Annotated in this window: 14 protein-coding genes and 1 CRISPR repeat array; all 14 genes read right to left on the bottom strand. The window is 72.1% G+C overall.

Annotated features, from left to right (window positions below; translation table 11 throughout):
* Positions 1-88: 88 nt before the first annotated feature.
* The 14 genes from OM98_RS04175 to OM98_RS04240 all read right to left on the bottom strand — a co-directional run bounded on the left by OM98_RS04175 (position 89) and on the right by OM98_RS04240 (position 19,763).
* Positions 89-1,858: an ATP-binding protein gene (locus OM98_RS04175; RefSeq protein WP_010533325.1), complete on the bottom strand. Its 1,770-nt coding sequence runs from the start codon at positions 1,856-1,858 to the stop codon at positions 89-91.
* Between the two features lie 517 nt (positions 1,859-2,375).
* Positions 2,376-5,705: a CRISPR direct-repeat array (repeat unit 27 nt; unit sequence GGCTCATCCCCGCTGCGCGGGGAGCAC).
* Positions 5,706-5,805: 100 nt separating this feature from the next.
* Positions 5,806-6,150, bottom strand: coding sequence for a type I-E CRISPR-associated endoribonuclease Cas2e (gene cas2e / locus OM98_RS04180; protein WP_010533328.1), 345 nt, complete (start codon positions 6,148-6,150; stop codon positions 5,806-5,808).
* Positions 6,147-7,088: a type I-E CRISPR-associated endonuclease Cas1e gene (cas1e, locus tag OM98_RS04185; protein WP_029362680.1), complete on the bottom strand. Its 942-nt coding sequence runs from the start codon at positions 7,086-7,088 to the stop codon at positions 6,147-6,149. Before cas1e ends, cas2e begins: the two co-directional genes overlap by 4 nt.
* Before the next feature lies 1 nt (position 7,089).
* Positions 7,090-7,788, bottom strand: a complete 699-nt coding sequence (gene cas6e, locus OM98_RS04190) for a type I-E CRISPR-associated protein Cas6/Cse3/CasE (protein ID WP_010533330.1) — start codon at positions 7,786-7,788, stop codon at positions 7,090-7,092.
* Positions 7,785-8,501: a type I-E CRISPR-associated protein Cas5/CasD gene (gene cas5e / locus OM98_RS04195; protein WP_010533331.1), complete on the bottom strand. Its 717-nt coding sequence runs from the start codon at positions 8,499-8,501 to the stop codon at positions 7,785-7,787. The genes cas6e and cas5e overlap by 4 nt, the downstream gene beginning before the upstream one ends.
* Positions 8,498-9,655 carry a type I-E CRISPR-associated protein Cas7/Cse4/CasC gene (cas7e, locus tag OM98_RS04200; RefSeq protein WP_010533332.1) on the bottom strand — a complete coding sequence of 386 codons (1,158 nt, stop codon included), beginning with the start codon at positions 9,653-9,655 and terminating at the stop codon, positions 8,498-8,500. The genes cas5e and cas7e overlap by 4 nt, the downstream gene beginning before the upstream one ends.
* A 53-nt stretch (positions 9,656-9,708) precedes the next feature.
* Positions 9,709-10,464: a type I-E CRISPR-associated protein Cse2/CasB gene (casB, locus tag OM98_RS04205; RefSeq protein ID WP_010533333.1), complete on the bottom strand. Its 756-nt coding sequence runs from the start codon at positions 10,462-10,464 to the stop codon at positions 9,709-9,711.
* 4 nt (positions 10,465-10,468) lie between these two features.
* Positions 10,469-12,199 carry a type I-E CRISPR-associated protein Cse1/CasA gene (gene casA, locus OM98_RS04210; protein ID WP_010533334.1) on the bottom strand — a complete coding sequence of 577 codons (1,731 nt, stop codon included), beginning with the start codon at positions 12,197-12,199 and terminating at the stop codon, positions 10,469-10,471.
* Between the two features lie 128 nt (positions 12,200-12,327).
* Positions 12,328-15,180 (bottom strand): CRISPR-associated helicase/endonuclease Cas3, encoded by a 2,853-nt coding sequence (locus tag OM98_RS04215; RefSeq protein WP_010533335.1) that lies wholly within the window; start codon positions 15,178-15,180, stop codon positions 12,328-12,330.
* Positions 15,181-15,258: 78 nt separating this feature from the next.
* A complete protein-coding gene (locus OM98_RS04220) occupies positions 15,259-15,840 on the bottom strand; it encodes a hypothetical protein (RefSeq protein ID WP_010533336.1) in 582 nt (193 codons plus the stop codon).
* Between the two features lie 203 nt (positions 15,841-16,043).
* Entirely contained in the window at positions 16,044-17,018 is a 975-nt protein-coding gene (locus OM98_RS04225; protein WP_010533337.1) for a hypothetical protein, read from the bottom strand.
* 7 nt (positions 17,019-17,025) lie between these two features.
* Positions 17,026-18,243, bottom strand: coding sequence for a sensor histidine kinase (locus OM98_RS04230; protein ID WP_010533338.1), 1,218 nt, complete (start codon positions 18,241-18,243; stop codon positions 17,026-17,028).
* Entirely contained in the window at positions 18,240-18,881 is a 642-nt protein-coding gene (locus OM98_RS04235; RefSeq protein WP_010533339.1) for a LuxR C-terminal-related transcriptional regulator, read from the bottom strand. Before OM98_RS04235 ends, OM98_RS04230 begins: the two co-directional genes overlap by 4 nt.
* Positions 18,882-19,172: 291 nt before the next feature.
* Positions 19,173-19,763 (bottom strand): helix-turn-helix domain-containing protein, encoded by a 591-nt coding sequence (locus tag OM98_RS04240; protein WP_010533340.1) that lies wholly within the window; start codon positions 19,761-19,763, stop codon positions 19,173-19,175.
* Between the last annotated feature and the right edge of the window lie 180 nt (positions 19,764-19,943).

Here is a 19,943-nt window from a genome sequence, read left to right on the forward strand (position 1 = left end):
ATCGCTCTAATCCATGAGTTCGCGGCCGCGCAGAATCGAGTCCCGCATGGGGCGAGGCGGAAGCGATCGCTGGGGTGCGATCCCGCCCTCACACCAAGCGGTACCTCGTTCCACGGTGCCCCTGGCCGCCGTCGACCTCGACCAGGTCATTCTCGATCAACGCCAGCAGGGCGCGGCGCACCTGCATGTATGAGAGCCCGGTGGCTACCTGCAGATCAGCATGCAGGGCAGGACCTCCGGACAGGACGTGGTGGACGGTCGGCACGTTCTTCCCCATCCGACGCAGCGCCGAGGCATCCGGCGCGGGGTGAGGTGCGCTGTTCGAGGACCTTTCCGCGAGCGGCGTCGGTTCTGCGCTCTGGTCGGCTCCGGCCGTCGCATCCGGTGTCCGGAACGGCACGTCGGCGTCGATATCCGCATCGAGCAGCCCCCGCTGGACCAGCGCCTTCACCTGACTGCGGGCGTCCTCCCAGGTGAGCGGCGAGAATTCCGCGCGGAGACGATCGACGTCCCACGGATCGCCGCGCCACGCCTTCAGCAGCACGTGCTTCTGCAGGTGAGTGAGTTTCACCGTGCCGGAGACTCGGGTCAGATGCTCTTGCTCCTCCTCGGAGAACGCGGACCCGCGCCAGAACGTGGCCGTGAACCGCACGCCGTTGTCCGTGAGCGTGGGCCGCCTGAGGTCCGCGTCCTGGGCCCGCCGGAGCATGGTCAGCACCCCGCCTCCCTCGCCCTCGATCACACGGCTGCCGTCCGGCAGGCGCAAATGCGTGGACAGCTGATACAGACGCTGGTTGACGGCGGCGCGGCGCGGCACGGGGCTCTCGATCTCCGACAGCGTCACCCCGCGCAGTCCCCCTGGACTGGTGATGACCAGAGCCTTCTCGGTCACGCGGATGTCGATCGAGCGTCCGGTCCCGAGAGTCTGCGGCCCGAGGTCGCGGTGCACGAGCGCGTTGGCCACGGCCTCGCGGACGGCGGCCAGCGGGATCTCGGGCTCGTCGCGCATGTGCCCGTCGTCTCCGTACACCTGGCGGGTCGTGAGGTTCTGCCGAACCCACGCCATGCACTCCTCCAGGAGATCCGTGACCGGCCCCTCGAAGTGCTGGAGATTCTGCGTGCGTGCCCTGCTCCCGTCGTCCGGGAGCTGCACGGCCGCCGTCACCTGCAGGGCCGGCAGCACCCCCTGCGGGTAGTTCCCCAGCGCGTAGAGGCCGGCCACCGTGCACTCGCCGGACGCCGTGACCGCGCCGAGCTGCCGAATGATCTCGGTGTCGGCGAGATCCCGCAGTCGGCGAGTCCGTCGCCGAGCTCGTGAGACCACCTGGCTGACCAACTCCACATCGAGGTCATCGGGGCCTGTCCCGGGCACGGGCTTGTCGTCGTAGAGCACGCTCTCGCTGTGATGAAGGGCCGCGACCTCGACCATCCGGAGATCGGCAGGCCCCATCACGAAGTCCCCGTCGGCCTGGCGCAGGAAGGCCCTTCCCTCGAATCTGGCCGGCTTGAGGCTCGGAGCGACGGGTTGGACCAGGGCGGCGACGATCTGCACGCCGTCGATGTCGAAGGTCCTCACCTCGACGTAGGGGGAGGGATTCACGGCCTCCCGGGAGACGTTGACCAGCGCTTGCGCCATGCCCGCGGGATCCGCCACACCGTTGAGGGAGAAGGCACCTGCCTCGTTGGCACCGAGGATCAGCAGCCCCTGATCGGGCATGTTGGCGAAGGCGCACAGCGTCTCGCCGATCTTCGCCGGGAGGCCGCCCGCGGCACGCTTGACCTCGACGTCCGTGCGATCGCCTCCGTGCACGCGCAGTTCATCGAGGACGGCGAGTACGCGGGAGGCTGTCAACTCCATACCGGAAACTTACAGAGTGTTTGCGCATATGTGCAACTGTGCGCATGTGTGGATAGGGGCAGCTCGCAGGCATGTAGAGGGCCTGAGCGTGGTCTCGTCGGCCGCCTCAGCCGTCAAGACTGTCAGAGTGTCGCTGTCCCGGTGCGCGCAGACTCACACTGCAGAACGCAAGTATCAGTCTGCGCCCGTCTCGGTGCCCCGGAGAGTCGCATCGCGGCTCTGCTGTCCATCACCGCGCAATAGCGATGACTGCTCGACCATCTTCCCTCCTCGCGTGCTCGGCGGTCAGCTCTCCGGTGTCGCTCGGAGCGCGCAACGTGGACAATCGATCACAACGACATCCTCGCCCTTCACCTTTTCCACGAGGACGGCGAGCGTACGCTGTTGATCGCCGGGGGCTCTCATCCCTGCTACGCGGGGAGCACCCCTGCCGTGCTTCCTTCTTCTGGGCGGCGGTCGGCTCTTCCCCGTTGCGCGGGAACACTGGATCGTCTACAGCACCGACTCCTTCGTGTCGGGCTCATTCCCGCTGCGCGGGGAGCACGGCCTGGACGGCACCCGCTCGGACGCCGAGCGGGGCACATCCCCGCTGCGCGGGGAGCACGACCCCGCCACCGGCGAATCGTGGAGCACCGAGGGCTCATCCCCGCTGCGCGGGGAGCACGAGGCGGAGGCGCCGCCCTCGAGGAGGGCACCATCGGCTCATCCCCGCTGCGCGGGGAGCACGCCGCGGCGAGCTTCACCGCGACCTTCTGCGCGGGCTCATCCCCGCTGCGCGGGGAGCACCGGGACCCAGCCTTCCGACGTTAGTACCGGATGGGGCTCATCCCCGCTGCGCGGGGAGCACGACGTTTAAGGGTGCCCGGGATACGACCGTGAAGGCTCATCCCCGCTGCGCGGGGAGCACACGTGACCTTCACGGCACCGATGATGCCGTGGCGGCTCATCCCCGCTGCGCGGGGAGCACGTGAGGTCACGCGAGTGCGCACTCTTCCCATGGGGCTCATCCCCGCTGCGCGGGGAGCACCGGTCGAACGAAAACGGCGAGGACGGGTCCGTGGGCTCATCCCCGCTGCGCGGGGAGCACTGCGTCGATCGACCGTTTATGGTGCGCCGATACGGCTCATCCCCGCTGCGCGGGGAGCACAGCACCGCCGCGAGGGAGTACGACTTGGGCGCGGGCTCATCCCCGCTGCGCGGGGAGCACTCACCCCACCCCGGGTGCAGGGGGGTGTCACCAGGCTCATCCCCGCTGCGCGGGGATCACCGCGCGGCCGCGGAGCAGAACGGATGGGACGTGGGCTCATCCCCGCTGCGCGGGGAGCACCGGGCCTGGCCCACGGAGGTCAGCCGCAGCGACGGCTCATCCCCGCTGCGCGGGGAGCACAGCACGCCGAGCACCGTGGCCTGCCCGCGGGACGGCTCATCCCCGCTGCGCGGGGAGCACGGTCAGTTCTCCTTCGGGTTCTCGGGGTGAGTCGGCTCATCCCCGCTGCGCGGGGAGCACGGGCCGCACCGTGCCTGGCGGCCCTCCGAGGTCGGCTCATCCCCGCTGCGCGGGGAGCACAAGGCTCAGGAGAGGCAGCCAACAGCCGCAATGGGCTCATCCCCGCTGCGCGGGGAGCACCGGGGGCCGCTTCTCGTTCTTCGCCTGGACGCGGGCTCATCCCCGCTGCGCGGGGAGCACACCCTCGCCGCGATCGCCCAGGCCATCGGCCTGGGCTCATCCCCGCTGCGCGGGGAGCACCGTGACTCCTACCGGAGCGCGGATACGTGGCCCGGCTCATCCCCGCTGCGCGGGGAGCACCAGACGCGGGTGATCCAGCCCGTGCTGACCTGGGGCTCATCCCCGCTGCGCGGGGAGCACTGGGACGCTCACCGGGTATCTGGCGCTCGACAGGGCTCATCCCCGCTGCGCGGGGAGCACGCCGTGGACTACCTGCGCGGCCCCGATGGCACGGGCTCATCCCCGCTGCGCGGGGAGCACCCCACCGGGGACGGCGGGGCACGCTACCCGTACGGCTCATCCCCGCTGCGCGGGGAGCACTCCACATCCGAGACGCCGACGCCCCAGGACGTGGGCTCATCCCCGCTGCGCGGGGAGCACGACGTGACGCCGGACAACGCGACGGACGCCGGGGGCTCATCCCCGCTGCGCGGGGAGCACGCCCGGCAGGTATGCGTTGTTCACGGCGTAATGGGCTCATCCCCGCTGCGCGGGGAGCACTTAGACAAAGCATCAACTATTCTCCACCAATCAGGCTCATCCCCGCTGCGCGGGGAGCACGCCCCCGATCCAGGGGTGCAGGCCCCAGACAGGGGCTCTTCCCCGCTGCGCGGGGAGCACTCCGCACGGGTGGAGGTGGATATCTTTTTGGTGGGCTCATCCCCGCTGCGCGGGGAGCACGCCGTGGACTACCTGCGCGGCCCCGATGGCACGGGCTCATCCCCGCTGCGCGGGGAGCACCCATTCGGCGTTGTCCTGGATCGCGTAGCCCCAGGCTCATCCCCGCTGCGCGGGGAGCACACCTCGGCTTCGGCATTATCACCGGCCGCTTCGGGCTCATCCCCGCTGCGCGGGGAGCACGCAGTACTCCCAGGCGACCAGATGTCCCGGCTGGGCTCATCCCCGCTGCGCGGGGAGCACACCATCCACCCGTTCGCGTACGCCTCCGCGGGGGGCTCATCCCCGCTGCGCGGGGAGCACTCGACCTCCGACGCGACGGCCCGCTCCAGGAACGGCTCATCCCCGCTGCGCGGGGAGCACAAGGTCACCGTCGAGGCCAACGCCGCGCTCGCCGGCTCATCCCCGCTGCGCGGGGAGCACAACTTCAGGCCGACCTCGGGGGTGATGACCGTGGGCTCATCCCCGCTGCGCGGGGAGCACGTGTCCATGTACCCGGCGGAGAAGCCCGCTGGGGGCTCATCCCCGCTGCGCGGGGAGCACTTCAGGCCGAGCCCCCACCACACGTTGCCGATGGGCTCATCCCCGCTGCGCGGGGAGCACAGCGCCTCGGTGGACCTGCCGGTGTCCGTGTCGGGCTCATCCCCGCTGCGCGGGGAGCACCTGTTCGGTGAGGGCGAGGACTACGAGACCACGGGCTCATCCCCGCTGCGCGGGGAGCACACCATGCCATCGTAGGCGAGAGCCCACTCCTGAGGCTCATCCCCGCTGCGCGGGGAGCACCTGTACGTCACCAACCGGATCGAGGCGGGGAAGGGCTCATCCCCGCTGCGCGGGGAGCACGCGAACCCGACCGCCCTCCTGAACTGGCGGCCCGGCTCATCCCCGCTGCGCGGGGAGCACAACGAAGCCGGCGACCATCGCGTCGTCGTGTCGGGCTCATCCCCGCTGCGCGGGGAGCACCCGATCAACCGCGAGGAGTACGGCGGCGTCGTGGGCTCATCCCCGCTGCGCGGGGAGCACCGGGCCGCTCAGATCGGCCGGAACAAGGACCGGGGCTCATCCCCGCTGCGCGGGGAGCACGCCCCCGCCCGGCATGGCGGGGGCGCTTCTTCGGGCTCATCCCCGCTGCGCGGGGAGCACGACGGTCGGTGGTGTCGTTGAGTGCGAGCACGGGGCTCATCCCCGCTGCGCGGGGAGCACGCGCGGACGTCGCGCGTCTCCGAGGTGCCCGCGGGCTCATCCCCGCTGCGCGGGGAGCACGACGCATGGCCCCCGGAGCACATGGCCCGCATCGGCTCATCCCCGCTGCGCGGGGAGCACCCGTCCGAGTCGTAGTCGGAGTCGTCCTCCAGGGGCTCATCCCCGCTGCGCGGGGAGCACAGGACGCCGGCCACGGCGAGCGCGCGCCGCCACGGCTCATCCCCGCTGCGCGGGGAGCACCCTTGCTGAGCAGGGCATTCGGAGCGAGCTCTGCCAGTTTGGATGCAGGTTTGGTGATGCTCTCATGAGTCACCGTGTGCTGGGAGCAGCACCGGAATTTTCAACGACGGCGACGGGACCTCTGCATGGCTCGGGCATTGCTCCACCCTGTGCGGCGCTGCGGGGGAGGGGCTTCCGAGGGTCGAAGCATAAGCGTCACGCCATCGGAGTCCACGGGTTCCCATTCGTGGCGGTGGACGCGATAGACGAGCCCCTGCTCGTTGTCCGCGGAGTACACGAGCAGGGCCCTGCCGTCCTTGCACAGCTCGACAGTCCGCGCCCAGAGGTCGTCCCGGACCCGGGCGGAGGGCCTGCCCACGAAGACACCGGGACTGATCTCCATCAGCCACTTCGTGAGGTCTCCGCGCAGACCTGCCGGGCAGGCGGTCAGGACCAGGGTCATCATGCCAGGAACTGCTCCTCGTCCCAGTTCGCCCCCGAGGGCACCGCCTGCAGGTCACTCCAGAGCAGGAGATCGCCGATCTCCGCATCGAGATCGTCGACCACGCCGAGCAGCGTGTGCACGTCGGCGACGACCCGGCGCAGCAGCTTCGTCTCGACGATGCGGTCCCTCACGGCCCGCCGAACCTCGCGCACCGGGTCCTCCGAGGCTGCGGCGAGCGTGTCGAAGGTGGCAGGGATGGAGACCTCCGCCTTGTACAGATCCGCGATGTCGTAGACGAACGCCCGATCCGTGCCGGAGTGGACCACGCCGAGGGCCGGGACGGCGCCCAGACTGCAGATCACGGCGTGGACCACTCCGTACAACGCAGCGTTGGCCGCGGTCAGGGTGCGATTCACGTCGTCCCCCGCCTCGAAGTCGTCCGGGGAGTAGGAACGTCGCGACCAGCGCACCCCTGTGCGCTCGGACTCGGCTGCGTACACACGCTTCATCCGGGCACCCTCGCGTCCGCGCAGCTGCGCCATCGACAGCGTGGCGAAGTCCTCCCCGGGGAAGCGCATCTCGTACATGCGGCGCGCGCAGTCGAGGCGGCGGCGCTGGTGGGAGACGATCGCCGCCTGTGCCTCCGCCATGCGGGAGGACTTCGCCAACGGTCGACCGTGCGCGTAGTAGCGCACGCCGATCTCCCCCACCCAGGCGACGGAGACCCCGCAGCCGCCGATCACCGACATCGCCCCATGGGTGATGCGTGTGCCGGGCCCGAGCATCAGCACGCCGAGCGCGGCAGCCGGGACATGGACGACGCCCCGCTGATCCGTCAGCGTCACGGCGTTCGCGGCGCGATGCACCACGCAGTGCTCCGCATACAGGAAGCTGATCCGATCAACGGCCCGTGTCAGCTCCCGTCGCTCCGGGGGTGGGGCTCCCGTCGGGCGCGCCATGTCAGCTCGTGGCCCGAGCGAGGGTGAGCAGACCGCATCCGTAGGCGCGGGCCCTGCCGATCCCCTGGGTGAGCGCGCGACGTAGCGCGTCGACGTCGGTGACGCGCAGGGAACCCTCGAAGGTCGCGGTGCGCAGGGTGACCGTCCCGGAACCGCGGCCCCGCTCCGTACGTCGGGAGAAGGAGAGGTCCTCCCGACGGGTCACGGCCAGGTCGGGCAGCTCGGCCCCGGAGCCGTCGTCGCCGCTCGGGGGCATGGTCCTCAGCTCGAATCCGCAGGACACCGCCTTGTCCATCAGCCACTCCTGCTGCTGCGCCACCGTGACATGGGGGACGACCTTTCCTCGGCGACCCCCGGCCGCGGGGAGACTCCGCACGGGGTTCGCCGTGAGCCGGAACGACCGTTCCAGGCCCGGTCGCAGGCTGTCCAGCAACGGGCCGTAGTCAGCGGTCCGCCCCGGACGACTCGGCCATCCGGCCTGGTCACCGACGACGTCGAGGTCCGGGGCCTCCGGGCCCACGATGTACAGCGTGAAGGCCTCCCCGAAGCGGTCCACGCGCCACAGCACGCGCGCGTCGTGCTCGGCCAGATCCGGAGGGAAGCAGGCACGCACGGCCGCATGCATCGCCTGCGGATTCGACAGCAGACGGCGCCCACCGCGCTTGTGGGGATTCACGGGGATCGAGGAGAAGGTGATCACGCCGAGACCACCTCCTCGAAGAAGGGGTCGGTGGCGGTGCTTCCCTCCGGGTTCTCCACCAGCGCCCCCTCCTCGTCGGCGACGACGGTGCGCCACCCGTACCGACGGTGCTCCTGGTCGAAGGAGATCGGGACATCCTGACGGGACTCGCCCCGCTCCCCGGGCTCACCGTCGCGGAAGATCGGCAGCCGTACCTCCCGGGGCCGCGTGCGGCGGTGAGCGCGGGAGGCCCGCCAGGGCGCGCCACGCAGGGCCTCCACGGGAGACAGGTCCACGATGCTCGATGCCGCATCCCCCACCAGGTCCGGATTCGCCGGGCAGGATCGCCTGCCCAGGTACAGGGGGAACCGCGGGGAGCGCAGCGCTTCCCGGATCCCCTCGACCAGGGCGCGGTCCTGAGCACCGATGGCGGCGAGGAACACCGCGTCGGACAGGTAGTACCGACTCACCAGCGACGTCCCCCCGCCGGTCTGCCAGCGTTCCGCGGTTTGGTAGTCCCGTGTCAGGGCACCGGGCTGATCCACCCTGACGGCGAAGCTCAGTGCGGCGAGGTCTTCGAGCGGATCCGTGCGGCGGCGCCCCTGGGCGGCCGCCACCAGGCCGAGCACCCCGGACTTCGTGGGCTGCGCGGCGGTGGCGCGGTCCAGGAAACGGCTGGCATCGCCCCAGGACTGCAGGGGACCGCGCAGCAGGAGCAGGAGACTGCTGCTCACGCCGTCGCCTCGGCATCGAGTGCGGCCCGGACCTGCTGGTCCAGCTCGGGCAGAGTGACCCGCTGGGCGATCGGCGCGAACGGCACCGGGAGCTCACCCAGCCCGACCACGAACCCTGCCCGGGGGACGAAGCCGTACTGGCTCTCCAACTGCTCGGCCTCCTCGGCGAGCCGACGCGCGGCCTCCTGGCGACGGCTCGCGCCGTCCCCGGTGCGTACCGGGTCCTCGAAGGCGTTGACCAGGGACAGCGACCGGGTGTCCCGGACCGCGATGTAGACGAGCTCGGGCACTGTGTTGTGCGCGTAGCTGTTCTGCTTCCCGGTGGGCAGGGAGGCGATGAACGAGCGCACGAAGGCGAGGGTCGCCTCGACGGCCGCCTGCTCATCACCCAGGTTCCGAACCAGCGAGGTGAGGTCGACAGTCGCGAAACGGTACAGGGTCGACGACATCATCTGCATCGTCCCGATCATCCCAGCGCCAGTCTCCTCGCGGTCCTCGACGATGTCGTCGACCGCGGTGTAGTAGTCGAACTCCGGCTCGGACTCGTGGACGCCGATCGCGTGGGCGACTTGCACGGCGGCGTCGACGTTGAAGTCGGAGGCGTCGGCGACCATCCGCCCGAACATCGCGATATCGATGCTGTGGCCGTCGTCCAGCAGGGACGCAGCGACCTTCTTGGTGGGCTTCGCGCCGTCCGTCTCGAGGAGGTGTCGGGCCGCGGAGTCGATCTGGCGGGGGCTGAGGAACAGCAGGTACCCGGTTTCTGGTCCGCGCACCTGCAGTTCCTCCTCGGCGCCGTCCTGCCCTGCCTCCGCGGGTGCCTTCGGGTCGGTGAGCTTGATACCGGCTCCGGCGAACAGGTTCCTGCTGGCCTGCTCTGCCCGTGGGCGGTCCCAGTCCTCGCCGGCCTCCTCCGCGAGGGCGAGGACACGATCCGTGACGAGGTCCGCCACCCGCTTGCTGCGGTAGCCGATGGCTCCGGCGCCGAGGGTGTCCTCGAAGTCCTTGCGGATGGCCCGCTTCCAGGACTGCGAGGAGACGCGATGCCGAGGTACACCGCCGAACACGGCGCTCTTGGGTGCGCCGGTGTCATCACGGTTGATGTTGCTGGGCGGCAGGGACTGCAGGGCGTGGATGTCGAGCACGAGGGACATGGAGGACCTTTCGAGAAAATGATCAGCGGAGGCTGGTGGACGGCGCGGGCAGGTTATTGAGGGGGGACGGCGACGGCGGCCCGGGGCGGTCTTGCCGTCGAGTCCGGTGCCGCCGCTGCGGCCGGTTCCGGGTACGAGGCGGTGGCGACGTCCCTACTCCACCGCAGCAGCACGCCCGACCGGCGGCTGCCCGAGAGGGTGCGCAGGTCTCGGGCGAAGCGCCCGTAGTCCAGGCCGATGGACTCCCCCCGCAGCAGGGTGATCAGAGTGCGGGCGTGCTGGAGACGTGACCGTTCGTCGCGGGCGGCCAGCATGGCATCGAAGCGGGGCTTCAAGGATCCGCTGCCGGAGCGTGCTCGCAGTATTCCGACGGCTTGGCCGAAGCTGCGCCCTGTCACGTGCGCGGGTACGGTCGCAGACTGCATGTGAAGGGCGAACAAGGTCATGGCGTGGTACGCGGCGCGTTCGGACGGGGAGGCGGCGTCCCCGCGGCCGAGAAGCTGCGGATCGAGGGCTGGTGAGAGGGAGTCCAGGACGTCCTGCAGGGTCAACGGGTGGCGCTCCGGGGTCGCACCGGCGCTGCGTCGGAGTATGGCCAGACGACCTCGGGCCTGCGACTGGGCGCGCTCGCCACGATGCCCGAGGTACGCGGACTGCAGCCCCGAGGCCGAAGAACCTACGGCGACGTCGAGCGGCGCATGACGCATCGGGGATCCCTCGGGCTCGGGCTGCTGTCCTGGGGTCTCGGTGGCTTGCGCCTCGGTCGGCGTGGCCTCCGCCGGGATGGGCGGCGTGTGGGTATCGGTCATCGGGTCAGCTCCTGGCGGGTTCGGGGGCGGAAGCGGTGTCGAGGGTGGGCAGGGGCGTTCCGGTGGCGGTCGTACCCGGCGACCTGACCCCGGAAGGCTCTGTACCGGCCAGCAGCGGTAGGGACGCCCGCAGGGCTCGGCGCAGCTGGTTGTAGACGGTCCCCGCCGTTACGAGCGTGGTCCGTTCGTTGCGGGTGACCTCACGGCCGATGAGCGCCTTCGGCCCCGCTCCTCGCAGGAGCACCTGTGCGCGGTCGAGGATCTGCTCGAGGACGTGCTGCTGCCAGGCGCAAGCCCGCGTATCCAGTGCGCTCTCGGGCAGGCTCCGCAGCCATGCCTGGAAGTCCGGTTCCAGGTCGGCAAGCAGGGTGTCCGTGGGCTCCGCGCGGAATGCGTACTCGCCTCCCGCGGCGACCAGCAGTTGTCCGGCGAAGGATCCGAGGTTGATCGCCGCGTCGAGCGTCTGCCGGGCGCAGGAGATGACCAACTGCCGCGCGCCGTCGTCCCGAGTGTCCAGCAGGGCGAGGGGGACACCGATCCGGGCGTCGACTGTCGTCGCCGCCGACGAAGCCTGGGGGCCGTAGGACGCGGAGGTGAGACGGATGTCGAGGAGCCCCGGGAGCCCCTCGAGATTCGCGGCACCGCTCGCGCCGAGCGTGGCGAGTGCGTCCAGCGTCTCCGGCCGTCGACCGCGGAAGCCTCCCTTGTCCGAGCTCGGGTCGCCCTGCAGAGAGATCAACGGCTCGAGGGACTTCCACATCATCCGGGAGGTGTCGTAGGGGCGGGGGTAGTACACGTCGGAGGTCTTCGTGGACTTGTTGGAGCTGTAGCGGTACGGGGTCATGGGGTCCCCGAAGACGTTCGCTCCGGCTTCGGGAATCCGGTCCCCATTGCTGACCAGGACCGACGTGATACGGCCGGCCTCAGGGAACAGGCGGATCCGCCGCGACTGCCAGGTGGCGAGATCTGCCGCGCCTCCGGGGACGGGAACGGGCCGCTCGGCCGCCGTGTCCGGCTCGCGCTCCCACACGGGCCGGTCTGCGGGGCCTCCGCCGAGGGTGCGTTCGGTGGTGTTCAGCACCAGGGTGCGCCGCAGGTCGGGACCGATCACGGTGGTGCCGCCGGTGAGCCCGGTCCATCCCTGTCCGATCGGGTAGCCCTTGCCTCCCTTGACCCTCGGGTCGCCGATGGCCCCGGATTTGATGCCCGAGTAGTCGAAGGCCTGGGTGTGGATGAGCCAGCGGGCCGCCTCGGCGTAGGAGAGCTCGAGCAGTCCCGCGCCGGCGCGAAGGGTGAAATAGTCGCTTTCCGCCTCGGGGATGATCCGCTGCACCTCCTGACGCGTGCCCTTCGTGGTGTCCAGGTCGGCCACCTGCATGAAAGGGGTGGTCGGGTGCAGCAGATCGAAGCGGTCCCGGCGACGCTCCAGGTACGCCAGCACCGCGGTGTCCGGGGCGCCGTCCAGGGCGGCGTACCAGACGTCCTCGCGCCACGCGTCCGGATCGGCGGTCTCCCCGGCGCGTACGTCGAGGGCGGGGCCATGGGCGCGCCAGAACACCGCCAGCAGCACGCGCAGCACCGCGTAGTCCTGCGTGGGGGAGTCACCGCGGATGTCCAGGACCGCGGTGCTTCCGTCGAACACCTGCTGCAGCGAGAGCTGCGCCTCGCTGCCGTCGGTGAGGCGCACGGCGATCCATGGCTCCGTGAGGAGGGAGAACGTGGGCACTGTGGTCATGGGTCTCCTCGATGAGATGTTCCGGCGACGCTAGACGATGGGGCGACAGTAGGGAAAGGGTCAGACAGACGAGAGCATGCGACGGCGTGTCGGCCATGATCCGAGTCCGGGCGGCGTGTCTCTGTTGGTCAGGCGGTCACGTCCCGCAGGCCCAACTCGTCGTCGTAACGGAGCGTTCGACCGGCCACGATGCAGGTCCCCTCGGTGTCGAGAGGCAGAGCCAGCTGTCCCCGGAGCAGACCGGAGTCCTGCCAACCGAGGGGGGTGGCCCGCTCTAGCTCGTCGAGTACCTGGTCCAGTCGGCTCTCGAAGCGCGTCAGGAACGCGGGCAGGCGCACAGTTGCTGCGGCCAGCTCCCGTGCGGTCTCCCGGGGCGGTGCCGCATCCGGGCTCCACTCGACGTCGGCAGCACCTTCGGTCAGCGGCCGATAGCCCCCGTTCTCCCCGAGCCGGATAGGGATCACCTCGACGGTCGGGTCGCTGTCGCGCACCTGAGCCAGGCCCTGCGCCTCCCCGGGCAGGGTGTCCACGTCGGAAGTCTGGACAGTGAACAGGGCGTCGAGCGTGGAGCTCCTCGCCGGGGCGGGGATCCGGTACGTCGCGGCGCGGCGTCGAGCCCGGTCCTGTGCTGCGGCCCGCTCCTGCTGGGCGCGCTGCCAGGCGTCCTCCCAGGTCCCGGGGATCGGGGGATCGTCGCCGTAGACGCGGTGGACCAGCGGGGCGATGTCGTCCGGCCGCCGGAGTCCGCAGTGCAGCGGGCCCTCGCGGAGGACGGCGAGAGTGGCGAGCAGAATCGCCGGTTCGTACACCGCGGTAGCCCCGACGTCGAACTCGGGAGGGTCCTCTCGCAGTACCGCACGCAGCAGCACCTGGGGCTCCCGGAGACCCTCGGGACGGTCCTCTCGTGGGCGTGGGTGCCGATGCAGGCGACCGATCCGCTGGATCACCAGGTCGATCGGGGCCAGATCGGTGACCAGCAGGTCGACGTCGATGTCGAGGCTCTGCTCGGCCACCTGGGTGGCGACGACGACCCGGAGGTCGGGACGCCCAAAGCCGCGGTGGGCATCGGGCCCGAGCGCGCTACGGAGGGCGGATTCCTTCGTTACCCGCGTGGAGGCCAGGAATGACGCATGGTGCAGCTCCACGGCACTCGGGAAGGCCTCGCGCAGTCCGAGGTAGGCCTCCTGTGCCCGGCGCACCGTGTTGCAGATGACCAACACGCAGCCGCCGGCCGCGGTCTCCTCCCGGAGCCGGTCAACAAGGGCTGCGGTGCTGTCGGGCATGACCTCCACGCGCGCGTGCAGGTCGGTCTCCCGCAGGTCGACGGGGTACTCGGAGACTCCGTTGGTGCCGACGGCCGTAACGAGCGGATACGCAGTGGACAGTGCGGGGAGGTCACCGTCCTGCAGTTCCTGCCGATAGGCCTGGACCAGCTCGTGCTTAGTGCCCTGCGGGAGCGTCGCCGAGAGCAGCACCACCGGCACCCGATACCTTGCCAGCCAGGCGAGAGCCGTGGCCAGGTACTCAGACATGTAGGCGTCGTACGCGTGCACCTCGTCGATGATCACGACTTTGCCCGCGAGCCCTAGGTGCCGCAACATCGAGTGGCGGGCCTGCAGCGCCATGAACAGCACCTGATCGACGGTTGCCACGCAGACGGTGGCCAGCACACCCTTCTTCCGCCCGGACAGCCACTGCGACGCGACGACCTCACCTCCGGTGGACAGCTCGGCGCCCCGCTCGTCGTCGGCGACGGAGCCGACGCCCCGGAAGCGAAGGTGCTCGAAGTCCTCGTTCAGCCGGTTCTTCGAATGGGCGAGGAACATGGAGGTGACCTGGGCGTCCCCGGCCTGCCGCATCCAGTTGAGGACACGGGTGAACAGCCCGTCTGCGGTCGCCATGGTCGGCGCGGCCACCAGCACCCCTCCACTGCCCGTTGCCGCCCCCAGAATCTCCGCCGCGGTGAGCGCCGCCTCGGTCTTGCCCTCCCCGGTCGGAGCCTCCACGACCATCAGGCCAGGGCCGTCGAGATCGGAGCAGGCCTGTGCCACCACCCGCTGGACCGGCCGGGCCCGATGCTCGGCGGGCCAGGTGAAGCGGTGTCGCAGATGGGAATCCAAGGCGTCGGCGCCCTGCGGCGGCGGGGCAGGAAGCCAGGGCGCGGTCAGGGCGACGGCCGCCATGCCCACCTGTGAACGGCAGTCCGCCTGCGCCGATGCCGTGCCGGAGCCGGTGAGCGGGAACGCCTCGGCGTTCGAGGCGATCCAGTCCGCCATGATCACCAGCCCGGTCAGCAGCGTCTGGTCCGAGGCGACCAGACGGGGCCCGAGCCGGGGCAGCACCGCCTCGATCCCGCTGAGCGCGGCGGCGTAGCCCAGCAGCTCCTCGCGGACCTGCCGCCACGGCTCGGCATCCTGCGCGATCGCCGTCTGCGCCGGGCCACGGAAAGCCGGGCGGGACGGTGACCCGTGATGGGCGTCGAGAACCCCCGCCAGAGCCTGCGCCGTCCCCGGGCGGACTTTCTGGGCGCGCAACCAGTGGCACGCGATCACCTGCGAGGCGAGCCCGTGGGGGAGGCGCTCCAGGAGCCTCTCCTGCACCGTCGGCGAGGTGGGGAGTCCTGCGCGGCGCAGCCGATCGGTGAACTGCTCGAAGCCCGCGCGTGCCTCGAGCTGCGTCTGGAACGTGACGGTCGCCTTCCCGAGGTCGTGCGCGGCCGCCAGCCACGTGACCAGCACACGAAGTTCCTGCTCGGCCAGGCCCGTGCCGCGCGAGAGCGTCTCCCGGACCGACCGGGGAACCCAGGAGTCCCACAACTGCCCAGCGACCTCTGCGGTGTCTTGCATGTGCTGCGGCAGGGCGAGCCAGGGTTCGTCCCCGGTCTCTCGGGCGCGGTCGTCGCCCGACTTCGCCCACAGCGCGCGCGCCGCGTCGGAGAGGTAGCCCGGGCTGCCCGTGATCGGTACGGTCGATCGTGCCATGTCGTCTCGTCTCGCCGTCGAGGATGGGAATGCCCAGTCTCCCCGAGGGATACGACGAACGACCGTGACGTCGCCGTTTTAAATCTCCGATCCCACGCCGTTGCCTGCGGCACCTCGGCAGTCGCACGTGGTCAGCAGGACCATCGCGGGGGAGTCCCGGTCCAGCAGCGACCGCAGCCGCTCGCCCGGGTCGGCGATCTCGCGGCGCTGCCAGGCCAGCAGCCGGGCGCTCTCGGCGCGGTCCAGCCGCACCACCGGGCGCAGGTGACCGCCGGCGCCGTGCTCCCGCGGGCGCGGCGCCGCCGGGGCGGTCTCGGCCCGGAAGGCCTGCCACCAGTGCTGCTCCCCGACGCCGCCGGGGGTGCCGGGCTCATCGGCCAGCTCGAGCGCCTGCACCAGGCGTCCGAACTCGCGGCGCATCCCCACCTGCGGCACGTACTGGGAGCTCAGCCAGCCCTGCAGGGTCGGCACGCGGATGTCGACCAGCCGCTCCAGCCGACGGTAGGACAGCCCGCGCTCCACGCGGGCCGCGTCCACGGCGGCGACGACCCCCTCGCGCCCGCGGCGGCGCGCCTCCTCGAAGCGTCGACGGCGCGGGGACAGCGCGCGGGTCGGCGCGGAGGGTGCGGCGCCGATCGGTGACGGGGCGGGGGTGGGCATCGGAGCTCCCGGGAGGACGTGGGCGACGGAGGCCGGGACGGCGCGCCGCCCCCACGGGCTCCCGGACGCGGCGCGGGACGCCGGACGGGCACGGGACGGCCTGTGGCTTCCGACCGTAGTGTCGGACCCCCGCGCCCGGTACTCCCGAGTTTCCGTACCCCCTTTTCCCCGGCCGCCCCGGCCGCGCCGGGCGCGGTGCAGGGTCAGCCGTGGTGCAGGGTGACGTCCTGCGAGGCCGAGACCAGGGTCATCCGAAAGGCCCCCGCCCGCCCGGAGAAGCGCACGGTGATCCGGTCGTCCGCGGTCGTGCGGAGCACCGGGGCGAGCCGTTCGGCGAGCGAGACCCGGGCCTCGGCGGCCGCCGCGGACTCCGGGGTGTCGTCCAGCAGCAGCACCTCCCGCCCCGCGCGTCGCGCCTCCTCCGCGGCGTCGGCCAGCGCGGGGCACCGCGCCAGGGCCGGCACCCGGATGCCGTCGCGCAGGGTCGCCTCCAGCACGCGCGCCTCCCGCCGCTGCTCGGCCCCGAGCGGCCCCGACGCGGCGATGGTCCCGAGCACCGGCACCACCCGGGCCAGCACGTCCTCCGCGACCCGCAGCTCGGCCCGGTCCGCCTCCGTGGCGGCGCTCGCGGCCACCTCGCGACGCCGGGCGGCCTCGCGGACCCGGTCGGTCCGCGCCCCCAGCAGCCCCAGCACGATCGCGACCACCGACGCCGCGGCGAGCAGCCCCACATGGGTGACCGACAGGGCGAGAGCGACCCCCGCGCCGGCCCCGTCGCGCCAGGCCCACAGCATCGTCATGACCAGCATCAGAGCCATGCCGATCCAGGCGGCGCCCACGCGTCCGCGCACCGTCAGCCCGATCAGCACCATCGTCACCGCCCCGAGGTGCCAGGTCGCGTACCCCATCGGCGGGTCCAGGGGCAACGGCGCGGAGACGACCAGGATCATCGCCAAGACCAGGGCCAGCACCGCGAGGGTGCGGGGCGCCGAGCAGCGGGGCCGCGCATCCAGGAGCAGCAGGAGGAGCGCGCCGCCGAGGCAGCCCAGACCCAGCACGGCGGGCACGGGCCCGAGGCCGGGCGGCCCCGGCAGGCCGAGCACGGCGTTGCCCAGCACGAACAGCGCGGCCAGGAGCCATGCCGCGGGCAGGCGACGGAAGGAGGCCAGGGGGCGCATCGTCGGCTCAGCCCTCCGGCGTCCAGGTGAGGGTGACCGTCGTGCCGCGGTCCGGCGCGGAGCGCACCTCCGCGCCCCCGCCGGGCAGGCGCCGCATCCCCGCCAGCACGCTCTCGGCCATGCCGAGGCGGTCCGCGCCGACCCGCGCGGGGTCGAAGCCGCGGCCGTCGTCCTCCAGCGCCAGACGCAGCTCGTCGCGGTCCGCCCGGACCCGCAGCCGACGGCTCGTGCCAGGACCGGCGTGGCGCAGGCTGTTGCGCAGGGCCTCGCCGAGGGCGGCCAGCACGGCGGTGCGCACCGCCGCGGGGACGACGAGATGGTCGTGCAGCTCGGCCTCCATCGTCGTCCCGGGATCGATGTCGGCCACCGTCTCCCGCACCCGCGCCAGCAGCTCCCGCGCGGGCACCCCCGGGCCGTCCCCCGTGGTCGGCGGGGACGCCGGGGAGGCCAGGTTCAGGGTGATCAGCGCGGAGCGGGCGCGACGGCGGGCGACGTCGCGCAGCGCCGGGTCCTCCCGGTCGGCGAGGTTCAGCACGCTGAGCACCTCGTCGTGCAGGAACTGGCGCGACCAGCGCCGGTCGTCGCGGGCCACCTGCCGGTGCGCCGCCTCCCGCAGCTCGGCGCGGGCCGTGGCGGTGGCCGCGTCCACCGTGCGGATCGCCTGCTGCGTCAGCATCACCAGGCCCACGATCACGGAGGACAGCACCACGCTCCAGGCGCCGTCGCGCAGCGCCGTGGGCCCGAGTCCCGGCGGGCCCGCCAGCACCCGGTCCAGGGTGATGGCCAGGCCGTTCAGCACCGACAGCGCCCAGGCGGTGCGCCCGTGCCCGGCGATCGCCATCGCCACCGCGGAGGAGGTGACCGCGAGGATCACCCACGGCGGGTCCAGGGAGACCAGCGGGGTGCGCAGTCCCAGCGGCAGCGTCCACAGCGTGAGCGTGCCAAGCACCCCGGCGACGGCCAGGACGCGCCGCAGCGCGCCCACTGGCGCCACCGGGGCGGCCAGGAGCACCCCGAGCGGGAGCAGATAGGTGACGGCCAGCGCCGCCATCGTCCAGGGGAGGTGGAAGTAGGGGAGCTGGCCCGGGATCAGCGGCACGTAGATCGAGGCGACGCCGAGCCCGCCCACGGCGTAGGCGACGGACAGGGCGCGGGTCGCGGTGGGAGCCAGCGGCCCGGGGTCGAGGTCGCGTCGGGGATCCGCCCGGCCGCCGGAACGGGTCACGGCAGACCGGGCTCGCCGAGCACGCCGTCTTCCAGGGCCCGTTTGTACAGGTCGACCTTGGTGCCGCTGTCCCTCCCCACCCGGGTGTACTTCGAGCGGATCTCCTTCACGTACTTGTCCACCGTGTGCACCGAGATGCCGAGGCGGTGGGCCACCGAGACGGTGGTGTGCCCGTCGGCGTACAGCGCCAGCACCTCCCGCTCCCGCGGGCTGAGCCCGGCGTCGCCGATCCGCTCGTCGGTGTCGATCGAGGCGGCGACCTCCGCGGAGAGCTGCGCGCGGCCCTCCAGCACCGCCCGCAGCGCCTCCACCAGGTCGCGGGTCGGCGCCGACTTGCGCACCACGGCCTCCGCGCCGCCGCGCACCGCGGACTGCAGCAGGTACCGGCTCTCCCCAGAGGTGTAGACGACGGTGGCGATGCCCGCCGCGGCCAGGGCCTGCAGGTTCTCCTCGGGCGAGGAGCCGACCTGCAGGCGCAGGTCCAGGATCGCGACCTCGGGCCGCTCGTCCTGGGCCAGCAGCTCCGCGACCGACGCGACCAGGCCTTGGAAGCGGGCGCCCGGCACCGCGGCCACCACCTCCGCCAGCACGGTGGACATGAAGGGGTGGTCGTCGATCGCCCCGATCGCGCGTGCCATGTCCGTCACCCCCTCGAGGCCCCGGCGCCGCTCCCGTGCGACGTCGGCGATGCCCGCGTCATCCCTGTGTGTCGGATCCTAGGCGCGCCCGGACCGCAGGGACAGGACCTCGGTGGAGTCCTCCCGCACGCATTGAGCCGAGCGGGGTCGGCGGGGTCTTCGCCGGCGGCCACGATCTGGGCGCTGGTCATCGGGTACGACCTGCTCGTGCTGCTCGCGGTGGCGGCGGGCTGCATCGTGCTCTGGCGCATCACGCGGTCATCCGGGCCGTCGGCGCGCCCGGCCCGAGCCTCAGCCCTCGTGGGGCGGAGCGCCGTCCTGCTCGGAGCAGTCGCAGGTGGTGAGGACCAGGACGGCACCGTTCTCCGGTTCCATCAGACGGCGCAGCCGCGCCCCCGGATCGGGGATCTCGTGGCGCTGCCAGGCCAGCAGTCGGGTGCTGTCCCGATGGTCCAGTCGCACCAGCGAACGCAGGTGATCCCGCGCGGCGGGGGCGGGCCGTGCGGGTCCCGGAGCCCCCGCGGGGCGCTCGTCGCGGAAGGCCTGCCACCAGTGCTGCTCGCCCACCCCGCCCGGCGTCGCGGGACCGTCGGCCAGCTCCAGCGCCCGGACCAGCCTCCCGAAGTCCTGGCGCATGCCGAGCTGCGGGATGTAGTGGCCGGTGAGCCAGCCCTGCAGGGTCGGCACCCGGATGTCGACCAGCCGTTCGAGCTTGCGGTAGGAGAGGCCCAGCTCGATCCGTGCCTCGCCCATGGTCGCGACGATCCCGGCCCTGCCCTCCCGCAGCGCCTCCTCGAAGCGGAGCCGACGGGGCGTGGGGGAGACGGGCAGGAGCGGGTCCTCCCCGCTGGGGCCGGTGGGGGGCAGGTCGAGCGCGGTCATGGGAACTCCCGGGGTCGGGCCGAGGGGGCGTGGACGGAGACGGCCGTCCGGCGGGGTTCCCTCCCGACCGCCCGAGGCCGTCCCCGTCACGCTAGGGCGCGGCCGGCCGTGCAGGGCCCCGGGCCACGGATCCGGATCGGGTCCGAACGGGTCGCGCGGGGGACCGCGGGGGTGTCGGAG

This window comes from Brachybacterium squillarum M-6-3, from assembly GCF_000225825.1.
In the GTDB taxonomy this organism is placed as follows: domain Bacteria; phylum Actinomycetota; class Actinomycetes; order Actinomycetales; family Dermabacteraceae; genus Brachybacterium; species Brachybacterium squillarum.

Coding starts and splice junctions, on each gene's coding strand:
- casA (WP_010533334.1), bottom strand. CDS start 12,199: ATGACCACAGTGCCCACGTTCTCCCTCCTCACGGAGCCATGGATCGCC.
- OM98_RS04240 (WP_010533340.1), bottom strand. CDS start 19,763: ATGACCGCGCTCGACCTGCCCCCCACCGGCCCCAGCGGGGAGGACCCG.
- casB (WP_010533333.1), bottom strand. CDS start 10,464: ATGACCGATACCCACACGCCGCCCATCCCGGCGGAGGCCACGCCGACC.
- cas1e (WP_029362680.1), bottom strand. CDS start 7,088: ATGGCGCGCCCGACGGGAGCCCCACCCCCGGAGCGACGGGAGCTGACA.
- cas2e (WP_010533328.1), bottom strand. CDS start 6,150: ATGATGACCCTGGTCCTGACCGCCTGCCCGGCAGGTCTGCGCGGAGAC.
- OM98_RS04225 (WP_010533337.1), bottom strand. CDS start 17,018: ATGCGCCCCCTGGCCTCCTTCCGTCGCCTGCCCGCGGCATGGCTCCTG.
- OM98_RS04220 (WP_010533336.1), bottom strand. CDS start 15,840: ATGCCCACCCCCGCCCCGTCACCGATCGGCGCCGCACCCTCCGCGCCG.
- OM98_RS04235 (WP_010533339.1), bottom strand. CDS start 18,881: ATGGCACGCGCGATCGGGGCGATCGACGACCACCCCTTCATGTCCACC.
- cas7e (WP_010533332.1), bottom strand. CDS start 9,655: ATGTCCCTCGTGCTCGACATCCACGCCCTGCAGTCCCTGCCGCCCAGC.
- OM98_RS04175 (WP_010533325.1), bottom strand. CDS start 1,858: ATGGAGTTGACAGCCTCCCGCGTACTCGCCGTCCTCGATGAACTGCGC.
- OM98_RS04215 (WP_010533335.1), bottom strand. CDS start 15,180: ATGGCACGATCGACCGTACCGATCACGGGCAGCCCGGGCTACCTCTCC.